This is a genomic window from Legionella sp. D16C41, assembly GCF_048541585.1.
Taxonomy (GTDB): domain Bacteria; phylum Pseudomonadota; class Gammaproteobacteria; order Legionellales; family Legionellaceae; genus Legionella_C.
The window spans coordinates 2,364,334-2,378,619 of record NZ_CP183303.1 but is presented as its reverse complement, the minus strand read 5'-3'; the positions used below and the strand labels follow the sequence as shown (position 1 = coordinate 2,378,619).

The window sequence follows — 14,286 nt, the reverse complement described above, 5'->3', positions numbered from 1 at the left end:
TCTAGTAGAGTTAGTATGCTATTATCTTGGCGTTTAAAAGTTAATGATAAGCTTTGTTACCTTATTTTTACCATTGTTTATGCTATTAAATTAAATGCCAATGGCTTGCATAGTGTTTTTTATACCAGCCGAATCGTTTTTTTAATTCAGTCACATAGTATTGTATCCAAAAATAAATACTAGTGTGATCAATTAAAAGACCTCGCTCAGCCATCATTTTTTAAGAAATGGTAACTGATGCCATATTTACACTGCCAACGCACACATTGCCAGAATTACTTCGCCATGAAAATGATGCCATTTAAAATCAATTAGACTTTTAAGCTCATAATTGCTCTAAATAAAAACAATTATAACGTTACTTTATTTTTTGCAACAGGACCCTAAATAGTAAACATTGCTCCTACATTTAAGGTAATTAATTTAAATTTTTCTAATCTATAATTTAAAAATATATAAATTTTTGAACAAAACGAGCAATAAATGAATAAAATTACTTTGATTTCTCAAAAAACTATGCGCCAAATCCATGCAGCTATTTTAGAAAGTTCCTCCCTACATAATGCAGCAGGTCGGTTAGGTGTGGCAGATGCCACACTGCAGAGTCATCTCGGCAAAGTTACCTATTTAGATGCCCAAGGAATAGCGCAGCCCTTAACTTATGAAGCCATGAAAACTGTCTGGCCTAGCGAGGAGGTAGGCAAAGCAGCTTGGGGGGAGGCGTATGAGGGTCCCATGAACGCCATAAAAATTGATCTTACTCAAAAAACCATGCGCCAAATCCATGCAGCTATTTTACAAAGCAATTCTCTACAAGAGGCAGCAGGTCGGCTAGGTGTAGCACAGTCCACACTGCAGAGACATCTTGGCAAAGTTACCTATTTAGATGCCCAAGGAATAGCGCAGCCCTTAACTTATGAAGCCATGAAAACTGTCTGGCCTAGCGAGGAGGTAGGCAAAGCAGCTTGGGGGGAGGCGTATGAGGGCCCCATGAACGCCATAAAAATTGATCTTACTCAAAAAACCATGCGCCAAATCCATGCAGTTATTTTAGAAAGTTCCTCCCTAAATAAGGCAGCAGGTCAGTTAGGTGTAAGAAATGCCACACTGCAGAGACATCTTGGCAAGGTTACCTATTTAGATGCCCAAGGGATAGCGCAGCCCTTAACTTATGAAGCCATGAAAACTGTCTGGCCTAGCGAGGAGGTAGGTAAAGCAGCTTGGGGGGAGGCGTATGAGGGCCCCATGAATGCCATAAAAATTGACCTTACTCAAAAAACCATGCGCCAAATCCATGAAGCTATTTTACAAAACAGTTCTTTACAAGGGGCAGCGGGTCGGTTAGGTGTGTCAGAACGCACACTGCGAAGTCATCTCGGCAAAGTTACCTATTTAGATGCCCAAGGAATAGCGCAGCCCTTAACTTATGAAGCCATGAAAACTGTCTGGCCTAGCGAGGAGGTAGGCAAAGCGGCTTGGGGAGAGGCGTATGAGGAACCTATGAATGCCACAGAAAGAATTGACCTTACTCAAAAAACCATGCGCCAAATCCATGCAGTTATTTTACAAAGCAATTCTCTACAAGAGGCAGCAGGTCGGTTAGGTATAATAGATGCCACACTACAGAGACATCTTGGCAAAGTTACCTATTTAGACGCCCAAGGAATAGCGCAGTCCTTAACTTATGAAGTCATGAAAACTGTCTGGCCTAGCGAGGGGTTAGGCAAAGCAGCTTGGGGAGAGGTGTATGAGGAACCCATGAATGCCATAAAAATTGACCTTACTCAAAAAACCATGCGCCAAATCCATGCAGTTATTTTACAAAGCAATTCTCTACAAGAGGCAGCAGGTCGGTTAGGTGTAATAGATGCCACACTGCAGAGACATCTTGGCAAAGTTACCTATTTAGACGCCCAAGGAATAGCGCAGCCCTTAACTTATGAAGCCATGAAAACTGTCTGGCCTAGCGAGGAGGTAGGCAAAGCAGCTTGGGGGGAGGCGTATGAGGGCCCCATGAACGCCATAAAAATTGATCTTACTCAAAAAACCATGCGCCAAATCCATGCAGCTATCTTAGAAAGCTCCTCTCTACATAATGCGGTAGGTCGGTTAGGTGTGGCAGATGCCACACTGCAGAGTCATCTCGGCAAATTTACCTATTTAGATGCCCAAGGGATAGCGCAGTCCTTAACTTATGAAGCCATGAAAACTGTCTGGCCTAGCGAGGAGGTAGGCAAAGCAGCTTGGGGGAAGGCGTATGAAGAGCCTATGAACACCACAAAAAGAATTGATCTTACTCAAAAAACCATGCGCCAAATCCATGCAGCTATTTTAGAAAGTTCCTCCCTAAATAAGGCAGCAGGTCAGTTAGGTGTAAGAAATGCCACACTGCAGAGTCATCTCGGCAAAGTTACCTATTTAGATGCCCAAGGAATAGCGCAGCCCTTAACTTATGAAGCTATGAAAACTGTCTGGCCTAGCGAGGAGGTAGGCAAAGCAGCTTGGGGGGAGGCGTATGAGGGCCCCATGAATGCCACAAAAAGAATTGACCTTACTCAAAAAACCATGCGCCAAATTCATGCAGCTATTTTACAAAGCAATTCTCTACAAGAGGCAGCAGGTCGGTTAGGTGTAACAGATGCCACATTGCGAAGTCATCTTGGGAAAGTTACCTATTTAGATGCCCAAGGAATAGCGCAGCCCTTAACTTATGAAGCCATGAAAACTGTCTGGCCTAGCGAGGAGGTAGGCAAAGCAGCTTGGGGGGAGGCATATGAGGGACCCATGAAGGCCACAAAAAGAATTGATCTTTCTCAAAAAACCATGCGCCAAATCCATGCAGTTATTTTACAAAACAGTTCTTTACAAGGGGCAGCGGGTCGGTTAGGTGTGGCACATGCGACACTGCGAAGTCATCTCGGCAAATTTACCTATTTAGACGCCCAAGGGATAGCGCAGCCCTTAACTTATGAAGTTATGAAAACTGTCTGGCCTAGCGAGGAGGTAGGTAAAGCGGCTTGGGGGGAGGTGTATGAGGAACCCATGAAGGCCACAAAAAGAATTGGCCTTACTCAAAAAACCATGCGCCAAATCCATGCAGCTATTTTACAAAGCAATTCTCTACAAGAGGCAGCAGGTCGGTTAGGTGTAAGAGATACCACACTGCAGAGACATCTTGGCAAAGTTACCTATTTAGATGCCCAAGAGAGATAGCGCAGTCCTTAACTTATGAAGTCATGAAAACTGTCTGGCCTAGCGAGGGGTTAGGCAAAGCAGCTTGGGGGGAGGCGTATGAGGGACCCATGAACGCCATAAAAATTGACCTTACTCAAAAAACCATGCGCCAAATCCATGCAGTTATTTTACAAAGCAATTCTCTACAAGAGGCAGCAGGTCGGTTAGGTGTAACAGATGCCACATTGCGAAATCATCTCGGCAAAGTTACCTATTTAGATGCCCAAGGGATGGCACAGTCCTTAACTTATGAAGTTATGAAAACTGTCTGGCCTAGCGAGGAGGTAGGCAAAGCAGCTTGGAATGAGGCGTATGAGGAGGCCATGAAGGCCACAAAAAGAATTGACCTTACTCAAAAAACCATGCGCCAAATTCATGCAGTTATTTTACAAAGCAATTCTCTACAAGAGGCAGCAGGCCGGTTAGGTGTAGGACAGGCCACACTGCAGAGACATCTTGGCAAAGTTACCTATTTAGATGCCCAAGGGATGGCGCAGCCCTTAACTTATGAAGCCATGAAAACTGTCTGGCCTAGCGAGGAGGTAGGTAAAGCGGCTTGGGGAGAGGCGTATGAGGAACCTATGAAGGCCACAAAAAGAATTGATCTTACTCAAAAAACCATACGCCAAATCCATGCAGCTATTTTACAAAGCAATTCTTTACAAGAGGCAGCAGGTCGGTTAGGTGTAACAGATGCCACATTGCGAAGTCATCTTGGCAAAGTTACCTATTTAGATGCCCAAGGAATAGCGCAGCCCTTAACTTATGAAGCCATGAAAACTGTCTGGCCTAGCGAGGAGGTAGGCAAAGCAGCTTGGGGGGAGGCATATGAGGGACCCATGAAGGCCACAAAAAGAATTGATCTTTCTCAAAAAACCATGCGCCAAATCCATGCAGTTATTTTACAAAGCAATTCTCTACAAGAGGCAGCAGGTCGGTTAGGTGTAAGAGATACCACACTGCAGAGACATCTTGGCAAAGTTACCTATTTAGACGCCCAAGGGATGGCGCAGCCCTTAACTTATGAAGCCATGAGAACTGTCTGGCCTAGCGAGGAGGTAGGTAAAGCGGCTTGGGGAGAGGCGTATGAGGAGCTCATGAAGGCCACAAAAAGAATTGACCTTACTCAAAAAACCATGCGCCAAATTCATGCAGTTATTTTACAAAGCAATTCTCTACAAGAGGCAGCAGGTCGGTTAGGTGTGGCACATGCGACACTGCGAAGTCATCTCGGCAAAGTTACTTATTTAGATGCCCACGGGACGGCGCAGCCCTTAACCTATGAAGCCATGAAAACTGTCTGGCCTAACGAGGAGGTAGGTAAAGCAGCTTGGAATGAGGCGTATGAGGAGCCCATGAACGCCATAAAAATTGACCTTACTCAAAAAACCATGCGCCAAATCCATGCAGCTATTTTACAAAGCAATTCTCTACAAGAGGCAGCAGGTCGGTTAGGTGTAAGAGATACCACACTGCAGAGACATCTTGGCAAAGTTACCTATTTAGACGCCCAAGGGATGGCGCAGCCCTTAACTTATGAAGTCATGAAAACTGTCTGGCCTAGCGAGGAGGTAGGTAAAGCAGCTTGGGGAGAGGCGTATGAGGAGCCCATGAATGTCATAAAAATTGACCTTACTCAAAAAACCATGCGCCAAATCCATGCAGTTATTTTACAAAGCAATTCTCTACAAGAGGCAGCAGGTCGGTTAGGTGTAGGACAGGCCACACTGCAGAGACATCTTGGCAAAGTTACCTATTTAGATGCCCATGGGGTGGCAAAGCCCTTAACTTATGAAGTTATGAAAACTGTCTGGCCTAGCGAGGAGGTAGGTAAAGCGGCTTGGAGGGAGGCGTATGACGGGCTCATGGACGTTGCAAAAATTAATAGAACAGATCTTGACACTATCGTAGCAGATGATCTAGACATAAGTGCTAGCTCAGAAATTACAGATACTATAGAAAGTAATTTTTCCCAAGACAGTTTAGAAGGGGCACAAAGAGAGGTAGAGGCTTGGGAGGAGGCGTATGACGAGCTCATAGAGGTTGCAAAAATTAATAGAGTAAATCTTGACACTATCGTAGCAGATGATCTAGACATAAGTGCTAGGTCAGAAATTACAGATAATATAGAAAGTAATTTTTCTCAAGACAGCTTGGAAGGGGACCAAATAATAGAAGCTGGGCAAGGATTAACACCAGAGCCTTCTGTTTCTTCTGCAGCTTCCATATCAGTGACAACTTACGCTTTCTTTAAAGAAACTCACAATTTAAAAAGAAAACTACCTCCTAAAGAAATCAAAGCAATGCCTCTTAATGACGTAGCTACCATAATATTTTCTACAAACTCAGTAAGCGAAGCTGCTGAAGAATTAGAAACAACACCTGATTTGTTGATAACCTCATTATTAGAAGCCGCTAACATCGATTATGAGGATATAAAAAGTCAAACTGAAAAATATAAAGCACTATCTTTCGTAGATAATGTTTTAACAGTAAATATAATGACCTCAAGTGCAACTGCTAAATCCCAACGTATAAAATAATAATAAAGTTAACAAACCATTTTAAGTAAATGGTAATTGCCATTAACCCGGTTCCTTTTTTGAGACTTACGCCTTATTATTCTGCCATAATATTTATTGCTTTAATTTCTTTAATTTGGATTACTAAACCTAAAAAAGTGAAGCTCGATAACTTAAGTTCCGTTGCATATTAGAGTTAACAATGGAAAGTCAACTAAATCCTGCAGGCAATTTTAATTTAGCACATTACCAAAAGATAGGTATATTAGGTTCAAGTTATAAATCGAATTCTCGTTTAAAATTTTTAGTATATTAAAGTTAATCTATAGCAATCCCAAACCGACAAAGGCTTTGATAGTCACATTGTTGGCATATTGAAGAATGAATAGGTTTAGGTGGGCAGTGTCCGTCGCTGTATTCTTTTATTAACTGATAAAGTTGCTCTTTCCATAACGTTAATCGGCTAGACCAAGCTTCGTCTTCTCCGAGATAGGTCAAGCCCTCAATGGGCCAGTGTTCCTCACTTAAACCTTTTAAGCTAATTTCTCCTTCTTTAAGGCCTATAAAAAGTAAAGTATTAATAGTTTCATCAAGTAAGGCATATAACAGTAATTGTGGTTCACGTGGGCGTTCTTCTCGCCATGGTAAATACGTAGGAATACTGGTTTTATAATCAATTACCCATTTTTTGCCATGAGTAAGCTTATCGAGCCTATCAATACGTAGATTAAACTCAATATCTGCTAGTTTTACCATAAAGGCATGTTCCAGTGCTTCCACTTCAAAAGGAGGGCGTTGCTTTTCCCATTCAAGACAACAGGTTACTAGCAGCTTAATTCGCGCTACTTCAATTTCTTGAATGACAGAAGGAAAAGAATATTGTCGTAATTCCTTATAAGGGGTTAAGGCTTTTTCTATTGCCTGTTCAATTAAAAGATTTAATTCCTGCTGCTGAGATAAGGACAGTAATGTTTGTTGATCTTTAAGTGTTTCCCAAATAAGTTCCATGGCACGATGAATAATTTGACCGCGTTCTAAAGCATTAGGTCCATTAGAGGTCTCTATTGCTTTTTTAACCTGTAAACGGTGGGCAGCGAAGGCACGAAACGGACATTTTGCTTGATTAGCTAAAAGAGCCGTTCCGCCGCTTACAGCTTCATTATCATCTAAAGGTATTTGATAAGTTTCTATATAACTTTCCCAATAAGATGTAGGTATTGTTTTCTGTGGTTGAAGATAATTAGCAGTTAAATTAACTAATAACGGACTTGGCAAATTAGCTTTATCTTTTGATAAACGTGAATAGCTAATTACACAATGCCTACTGCTGCATTTTAAGCGTTCAAACAATTTTTGCGCTAACTCAAGTTGGTAACTAGGATTAAATAGGGGAATATTTTTTTCTTTTAGTAATTTTATTGGAATAAAAGCCGGTAAGTTAAATTTTGTTGGGCATATTCTCGTCAGTCATATGCATAATCCACAAGGCATCAAATAATGAGCCATTGGCTTCTATCGTGTTATAGATTTGCACTGGTGCAGGGTTTTTCTCAGGCTGAAAAATAGTTGTAGCAGCTAATGCTTCAAGCGAATTAAGCGCTTCACTTAGTAACATGCTATCTATTAATAAACTCAGTTGTTTAAATTCTTCAAAAAGTGCGAGGAGCCGTTGATAACATTGATAGTTAACAGAGTCTAGAGAGTAATCGCCAGGAAAGCCTAACAAGGATAAGCGTTTAATAAATAAGTTAATCCATTCTTGTGGTGAAGCTGAATGAGGATAGGCTGGTAAGGATTTTAATAGATTCACTAAATAAGGCGCGCTGTTTTGCACCTCTTTTAGCCAAACTGCTTGATCGAAGGTTTCCTCTTGCAAAAAACGTGAGTCTTGCATAACTTGGCTGCGGTTAAATAATTCCTGATAAGAGCCACTCAGGTAAGGCGAGTAAAGAAGTAAATTTGCTTGGTGGTTGGTTAAGGTTTTGCCATTTAAATTTAACCAACATAGCGCATGAGCAACTAGCTCATAGCTATTTAACGCTTGGCCTAAGGATATATTAAATAACTCAGGTTCAAAATGTTGGTAGAGCAGTCTTTTTAACGGTTGGATTTGAATTTCTAAATCAGGAACAATAATGCCAATTTTACGTTTACCTTCACTTAACTGTTTCCTAAGCCAATAAATAAGTTGCAGGTCTTCTGCAAAATCATCTTCGGCAATGTATAAATAGGATAAGGATTCACTTATTGGTAAATCTAAATAATAAAGCTCACAACCCTGCTTACTGATGTAGCTTTGTAGTGTTTCTTGCTCAGGTGTGTAGTAATCAAAACAGTACCATACAAGGCTATTTAAATTTATTTCAATTTGTTGCTGTAAAAAAAAGGAAACTAATTGCTCCTCGGAGATAGCAGATAAGGCTGCCAGCGCTGTTTGTAGTTGCTCTACCAGTGTTGAAATTTTTGACTCTGTTGAGTATAGGTAAAGGTAGGATGCTTAATATCAAGTTGCCAATGTTGACAATAAGTCCAGGCACTCTGCACCTCATCTATAAGCGCTGAATTATATACATTTTGATTAATAATTTTTTTAAGTAAATGACGTAACTGCTGGTTATTAAGAAGCCATGGATTGTTATCAGCAAAAGGTTCTGAATAAATATATTTCTTAAATAAATCAAATAAAAATTCATTATAGGAAAAGCAATGAGGCTTAGTATGTCTAAGCTCTGGATAAGCATGGTAGAAATCAGCAAGTAAAGTTTGGGCAAGACGCTGATTTGGAGTAATAATTGTCGCGCCTTGCTGCATAAAAGCAAATACATTGGCTCTTTGATTCATTATGAGCCTTATTAAGGAGTGTTGGATTTGGAATTTTTATCAATAGCTAATAGGGTAGGCCAAAAACGTTTATTAAAATAAACGCAAGCAAGGCCGGTAAATAAAGCTAGCCAAAAACCTAGAATTAAAGTTAATGATAAGAAAATAGTGCCATAGAAGATAAAGTAGTCTTGCCAATGGTGAATTCGATTGATAAGAGTGAGATCATAAAAATAAAGATGAAGAATGATAGCGAGGCTAACAAGAATTAAAGCAATTATGGCGATGATAAAACCTATTAAGAAAATAGAAAGCCAATGCTTTGGATAAATAAGAAAGGGTCCAAAAATGTAACCTAACAAACCACCCGTAATTAATGCCACCAACAAGGAAGGCAAGAAAGGCATAACTGCACTTTGTTGTAAGGAAAGTAAAATATATTTTGTTAAAAGCAAGAAACAAAATCCAAAAACAGCAAAGAAAATTGTTCCTACCCACCTTGGATCTAAAGGGTGATTATTATTTTTATTATTCATTAACTTACCCATTATAGGCCTTTCCAACTACGCATTATTTCACATTACAGCGCTTGTCTGTTGGTAACTGAATTTTTAGTTATTAGCGGCTTATGATGAAAAGACTATTATTATTTGTTATTAATTTTTAAATTTAGCGAACTAATTAATTTACCTTATATTTTCAGCTGAGATTGACGTTAAGGGCCGTTTCCGAAAAGTCTATTAGGTAAAGTCCAATTAGACGCTTTATAATGTTAAACTGAATAAAGGGACAAAAAAATAGTTTTAATTAATTTTTATTTACTCAGCTTCAGGATAGCTAATAGAAGGTAAACACTCAAAGCCAGGTCTTGCTAATAGATAGCCTTGAAATAAACTAATCCCTTGCTTTTTTAACCAATTATATTCAGCTAATGTTTCTACTCCTTCCGCAATAACATCAATACCAAGTGCTGTACAAACTTCTAGAATTGCTCTAACAACAGCCTGCCTAGGGCCGTGAGTATCAATTTTGCGAATAAGTTGCATATCTAACTTAATAAATTCGGGTTGGAAATTTACTAAGAGATTTAAGCCCGAGTAACCTGCTCCAAAATCATCTACAGCAATTCTTATACCTTTACGTCTACACTGATTGACCCCATAGAAAAAATCACTGTGGTAATGAATAAATTCAGACTCAGTAATTTCGATAATAAGTTGCTCAGGTTTAAAATGATTTTCTATTAAAGTAGCTATAGTTTTATCGATATATTTATTTTCAGCTAAGCTATTTGGTAAAAAATTAAGGTTAAGATTACAATTAAGACCTAATCTGGCAGCTAAGCCGATAGCGAATTCACGGGCTTCTTGATCAAAATCGGGAAAACTTATTCTGCTTACGTGCGCGAATACATTGGTAGGAGGTTCATTATTAATCCCTCTAATTAACGCTTCATAAGAAAAAGGTATTTTGTTGACTACATCAACAATAGGCTGAAAAGCATAAGAAAATTTAACTTTTGAAGCCATCGTATAACCTTATGTAATATTCTGCCGCCAGTATCCTTGAGAAAAGGCCCATAAAACTTTTTTTGCTCGCCCTGAATTTATATCAGTAAGGCAGATATGATTGCTAAAAAAATCATTAAAACCGACTATCTCATTGAATTTATCCTTTTCTAATTTAACAAAACCCATACTCCATTCAGAAAAAGTTCTTTTAAGAATATTTTCATAAATAATTTGCGTTATATTAATATGTCTTGAATCCTTATTAAGCTTTTCTATTAATAGTTTGACTGCTGTTTCCCATCCTTCAATAATTTGAAAAAAACTATCTTCCGTATAAAGTAATATACCCGTTATTTGCGCTTTATAATTATTGGCTCGACTTTGATTTAATAAGTTAATGAGCATGGTATTGCTAAACTTTTCTGTTGCTCTACTTGTATAAATTAAATGTACCAAATTATCCATGCCAATCTCTTTATTATTAACCAAATGGGTTTCACCTCTTATCACAAATTTAGCTTAATTTTGTAAATTTATCCAAAAAATATACTTTTTGATAAAAAAATAACAGTATATTGCGCTTTTAATTATTTTATCTAAACTTTTAAAGAGAAAGGAATCATAGGTGATAATGTGGATATTACGCCATTTTTTAAATTAATGGTTGATAAAAGTGCTTCTGATTTATTTTTTAGTGTGGGTGCGCCGCCCTATATTAAAATACAAGGTATAGCCACGCCTGTAGGACAAACCCCTTTAAAATCAATGCAGATGGCTGAAATTGCAGCGTCAGTCATGAACGATAGCCAGCGTAAAGAATTTGAAGCCAATATGGAATTAAATATGGCTATTTCTTTAGCTAATATTGGCCGTTTTCGGGTTAATGTCTTTAGGCAACGCGGCGAGATTGCCATGGTTGTTCGCTATATTAAAGGCACTATTCCTAGTATGGAGGAATTAGACTTGCCACCGATACTAAAGCAGCTCATCATGGAGCTACGAGGTTTACTGTTAGTTGTAGGTGCGACTGGCTCCGGTAAATCTACCACACTTGCTTCCATGATTGATTACCGTAATGAAAATCATCGGGGGCACATTTTAACTATTGAGGATCCTATCAATACCTTTATAAGCATAAAAAAAGTATTGTTGATCAACGTGAAGTAGGTATTGATACTTTAAGCTATGAAAATGCACTAAAAAATGCCATGCGAGAAGCACCAGATGTTATTTTAATCGGGGAAATCCTAGAAAGAAATACAATGAAGCATGCTATTTCCTATGCGCAAACGGGTCATCTTTGCCTAGCCACCTTACATTCCAATAATTCAAACCAAGCGTTAGAACGGATTGTTAATTTCTTTCCCGATGAGGCTAGACAACAATTATTACAAGACCTGGCCCAGAATTTACGTGCTATTATTTCATTACGACTAATTCCTGGTTTATCGGCAAAACGTGTTCCTGCAGTAGAAATTCTGATTAACACACCTTATATCGCTGATTTAATCGAAAAAGGTAAAATAGAAGAAGTCAAAGAAGCTATGGTTAAAAGCCGCCAAGTTGGTATGCAAACTTTTGATCAAGCTTTATTTGACTTATATAAAGCCGGAAAAATCAGTGAAGAAAATGCTATAGGTTATGCTGATTCTAAGAATAACGTAGGCTTACAAATTCGCTTAACACAAGAAAAAGGATTAGATGAATTAGACTCACATGATTTGACTATTGATGAAGGTGAAGGCTAAGGCTCTTTTCTACTGGCCTACTAAGCCAGTAGAAAAGAGTTAATTAATAACTCCAGTCACTAACATAAGCGCTAGGGCCATAATAACCGCCGTACCAAGTATTATACGCATGACCAGCATAATACCCATTTCCCCAATAAGGACTTGTCCCATAATAACCAATATCAGATACGTAATTGGTTGTTGAGACGGCAGGAACATAATTTGATTCTATAATGGTGCAGCTACTTAAAAGTACAACAGGTATAAGCATACATAATGAAGACCCTATTTTTATCATAATGTTTCCCTCCAATATGCTTGTAATTAAATTATACATAGTAGTTTTTAAATAAACAAGGAAGGCAAAGAAAGCAATATAAGATAAAATGATTAATCTATGTGCTTATAATGCATAATGTCTAAATGGAAATCAGATTAATTCTACTAGGTTATTTAAGTGTAAAAAATAATAGTTATTGTTGTTTGGTACGCTTTGAATTGGGTTTATTTTCATAACTTGTTATTAATAGCTGCCTGATTTCATGCGGCCTTAGGTTGTCGCTTAGGATTTTCTAGAAAACCACTAACAAGTGCATTTTCTTAATAATTTCTACCCTAACTTCGTACATAACTAATCTCTCTTTTGTGTATAAAATTATTATGCAATTTTTTTCAATTTTATGATGAAAATTTAACACGTTGTATCTGCCTTAATCTTGCTCTAAAATTAAACTAAGTTAATTATTGAGAATGCTTATGAAAAAACAAGATAAAAACCCTGCTCATCCCGAAGTAGAAGGCTTAGAAAATATTTGTCATGTCACACCTAAGTCAGACTCAGCCAAAGAGGTTTGTGATACTATAAAAAAAGATAAGAAGAATTCTGAAAAGACATCTAATAAAAAATCATCTTAAATTAAAATTCTATTTACTTTTTTGCAAAATAAGTCAAAAGTCATTAGTTTTTGCCTACATCCTAGGGATTATTCGCAAAGCATAACACCTCGATAACTTTTTTTTCCTACGTCCTGCGACTTGTTCGCAGGATCCAGGAAGTTAGTTAAATCACTGGATCCTGTGGCTAAACCACAGGACGTAGGCCTGGTAGAGTAACCTAGTTAAGTCTTTGCATTAGTAGATAAGTCGCAGAATATCAGCCTGAAAAAATTCTTATTTGTTCTTCCCCCGTAACTTTCTGCCTACGCCCTAGGGATTATTCGCAAGTCATAACACCTCGATAACTTTTTTGCCTACGTCCTAGGACTTATTTGCAAGGCATAACAACTCGGTAACTTTTTTGCCTACGTCCTGCGACTTATTTGCAAGACATAACACCTCGGTAACTTTCTGCCTACGTCCTGCGACTTGTTCGCAGGATCCAGTGATCTAGCTCTCTGAATTGCACTATCAGAGTTGAATAGGTAAAAGGACTTAATTATGCTTTGTAATTCTTGTCTTTAGTCAATGCGTCATCAAGGCTAACTACTATAAGAACTAAGTAAAGACTTAATCCTCTTCTATACTAAGTAATATTACTGCTGTCATCACAAAGGAGCGCTGATGTGCCGCTTAGTTGCTTATCTTGGAACAGATGTTTTACTGGAAGAAATTCTAGTAAAGCCTAGCAATTCTATTATTATGCAAAGTTTAAAGGCTCGTGAATCAACAGTACCTACCAATGGTGATGGGTTTGGTTTAGGGTGGTATGCGCCTACAATAAGTTTAGAGCCTGCATTATTTGTTTCAATTTTTCCAGCATGGAGTGATCGAAATTTATTATATTTAACTGCAAAAATTAAGTCGGGGAGCTTTTTTGCTCATGTTCGAGCGGCCAGTGTAGGTGGTACTAATAATTATAACTGTCATCCTTTCGTTTATAAACAATGGATGTTAATGCACAATGGTGGAATTAGTGATTTTATGTCTGTTAAACGCCATTTACGTCACTTACTAGATGATGATATTTATAATTGGATTCAAGGTGAAACCGATTCAGAACATTTATTTGCTTTGTTTTTACAGTTTGCTAAGGGTAAAGATTTAACACAACTTTCTGTTGTAGCAGAGACATTAGAACAAACTTTTAAACAAATCAATCAGCTGGTAGCTGAATATGGTACAACAGACGATCCCTCCTTATTTAATGTCTGTCTAACTGACGGGCAACGTATCATTGCCAGTCGTTATTCATCTAATAAAAAAACGAAGCCTGAATCACTACATTATTCAGCAGGATCAATTTGGTTAACACCAAAAGATAGATATTACAGGCCAAAGCGCGCTGAAGTGCATGATTGTGTTTTAATTACTTCTGAGAGATTAAATGATTTCAGTGCCGCCTGGCAGTCAGTGCCTCCTAACCATCTTTTATTAGTTGATACAGAGCGTCGTCGTATTCATTTTCATAAACTAAAAATATAATATAAGTAATTGAAATAGTGCATTAATTTAAGAATTTCGTTAAAGTAT

At 38.2% G+C, this 14,286-nt stretch carries 11 protein-coding genes and 1 pseudogene; 5 read left to right on the top strand and 7 right to left on the bottom strand.

The features are described 5' to 3' along the window. The first annotated feature begins 483 nt into the window (after nt 1–483). Together ACNVED_RS10280 and ACNVED_RS10275 are read left to right on the top strand one after the other, a co-directional pair. Nucleotides 484–3,213, top strand: a complete 2,730-nt coding sequence (locus ACNVED_RS10280) for a hypothetical protein (RefSeq protein WP_419418928.1) — start codon at nt 484–486, stop codon at nt 3,211–3,213. Nucleotides 3,214–3,236: 23 nt separating this feature from the next. Further along, nucleotides 3,237–5,777 carry a hypothetical protein gene (locus tag ACNVED_RS10275; protein WP_419418927.1) on the top strand — a complete coding sequence of 847 codons (2,541 nt, stop codon included), beginning with the start codon at nt 3,237–3,239 and terminating at the stop codon, nt 5,775–5,777. Nucleotides 5,778–6,074: 297 nt separating this feature from the next. Here ACNVED_RS10275 and ACNVED_RS10270 read toward each other — a convergent pair whose 3' ends face one another. The 6 genes from ACNVED_RS10270 to ACNVED_RS10245 form a co-directional block, all read right to left on the bottom strand. Further along, entirely contained in the window at nt 6,075–7,151 is a 1,077-nt protein-coding gene (locus tag ACNVED_RS10270) for a PD-(D/E)XK nuclease family protein (protein ID WP_419421173.1), read from the bottom strand. Nucleotides 7,152–7,194: 43 nt separating this feature from the next. Next, complete coding sequence (locus ACNVED_RS10265; RefSeq protein ID WP_419418926.1) at nt 7,195–7,650, bottom strand: hypothetical protein; 456 nt, start codon at nt 7,648–7,650, stop codon at nt 7,195–7,197. Between the two features lie 551 nt (nt 7,651–8,201). Beyond that, nucleotides 8,202–8,597 carry a hypothetical protein gene (locus ACNVED_RS10260; protein ID WP_419418925.1) on the bottom strand — a complete coding sequence of 132 codons (396 nt, stop codon included), beginning with the start codon at nt 8,595–8,597 and terminating at the stop codon, nt 8,202–8,204. An 11-nt stretch (nt 8,598–8,608) separates the two neighbouring features. Then, nucleotides 8,609–9,112 carry a hypothetical protein gene (locus tag ACNVED_RS10255; protein ID WP_419418924.1) on the bottom strand — a complete coding sequence of 168 codons (504 nt, stop codon included), beginning with the start codon at nt 9,110–9,112 and terminating at the stop codon, nt 8,609–8,611. Nucleotides 9,113–9,394: 282 nt separating this feature from the next. Beyond that, nucleotides 9,395–10,105 (bottom strand): EAL domain-containing protein, encoded by a 711-nt coding sequence (locus tag ACNVED_RS10250; RefSeq protein WP_419418923.1) that lies wholly within the window; start codon nt 10,103–10,105, stop codon nt 9,395–9,397. Nucleotides 10,106–10,114: 9 nt separating this feature from the next. After that, entirely contained in the window at nt 10,115–10,552 is a 438-nt protein-coding gene (locus ACNVED_RS10245; RefSeq protein WP_419418922.1) for a BLUF domain-containing protein, read from the bottom strand. Nucleotides 10,553–10,720: 168 nt separating this feature from the next. Between ACNVED_RS10245 and ACNVED_RS10240 the strand changes: the two are divergent. Beyond that, a pseudogene (locus ACNVED_RS10240) lies at nt 10,721–11,835 on the top strand (PilT/PilU family type 4a pilus ATPase). 43 nt (nt 11,836–11,878) lie between these two features. Here the strand turns inward: ACNVED_RS10240 and ACNVED_RS10235 are convergent. Next, complete coding sequence (locus ACNVED_RS10235) at nt 11,879–12,115, bottom strand: hypothetical protein (protein WP_419418921.1); 237 nt, start codon at nt 12,113–12,115, stop codon at nt 11,879–11,881. A gap of 458 nt (nt 12,116–12,573) precedes the next feature. Between ACNVED_RS10235 and ACNVED_RS10230 the strand changes: the two genes are divergently transcribed. Together ACNVED_RS10230 and ACNVED_RS10225 are read left to right on the top strand one after the other, a co-directional pair. Beyond that, nucleotides 12,574–12,732, top strand: coding sequence for a hypothetical protein (locus ACNVED_RS10230; RefSeq protein ID WP_419418920.1), 159 nt, complete (start codon nt 12,574–12,576; stop codon nt 12,730–12,732). A 645-nt stretch (nt 12,733–13,377) separates the two neighbouring features. Further along, entirely contained in the window at nt 13,378–14,238 is an 861-nt protein-coding gene (locus ACNVED_RS10225; RefSeq protein WP_419418919.1) for a class II glutamine amidotransferase, read from the top strand. The last annotated feature ends 48 nt before the right edge of the window (nt 14,239–14,286 follow it).

What these genes read in the sequence shown, in the direction of transcription:
- ACNVED_RS10280 (WP_419418928.1), top strand. Translation starts at nt 484, where the DNA reads ATGAATAAAATTACTTTGATTTCTCAAAAAACTATGCGCCAAATCCAT.
- ACNVED_RS10275 (WP_419418927.1), top strand. Translation starts at nt 3,237, where the DNA reads ATGAAAACTGTCTGGCCTAGCGAGGGGTTAGGCAAAGCAGCTTGGGGG.
- ACNVED_RS10265 (WP_419418926.1), bottom strand. Translation starts at nt 7,650, where the DNA reads ATGCAAGACTCACGTTTTTTGCAAGAGGAAACCTTCGATCAAGCAGTT.
- ACNVED_RS10260 (WP_419418925.1), bottom strand. Translation starts at nt 8,597, where the DNA reads ATGAATCAAAGAGCCAATGTATTTGCTTTTATGCAGCAAGGCGCGACA.
- ACNVED_RS10255 (WP_419418924.1), bottom strand. Translation starts at nt 9,112, where the DNA reads ATGAATAATAAAAATAATAATCACCCTTTAGATCCAAGGTGGGTAGGA.
- ACNVED_RS10250 (WP_419418923.1), bottom strand. Translation starts at nt 10,105, where the DNA reads ATGGCTTCAAAAGTTAAATTTTCTTATGCTTTTCAGCCTATTGTTGAT.
- ACNVED_RS10245 (WP_419418922.1), bottom strand. Translation starts at nt 10,552, where the DNA reads ATGGATAATTTGGTACATTTAATTTATACAAGTAGAGCAACAGAAAAG.
- ACNVED_RS10235 (WP_419418921.1), bottom strand. Translation starts at nt 12,115, where the DNA reads ATGATAAAAATAGGGTCTTCATTATGTATGCTTATACCTGTTGTACTT.
- ACNVED_RS10230 (WP_419418920.1), top strand. Translation starts at nt 12,574, where the DNA reads ATGAAAAAACAAGATAAAAACCCTGCTCATCCCGAAGTAGAAGGCTTA.
- ACNVED_RS10225 (WP_419418919.1), top strand. Translation starts at nt 13,378, where the DNA reads ATGTGCCGCTTAGTTGCTTATCTTGGAACAGATGTTTTACTGGAAGAA.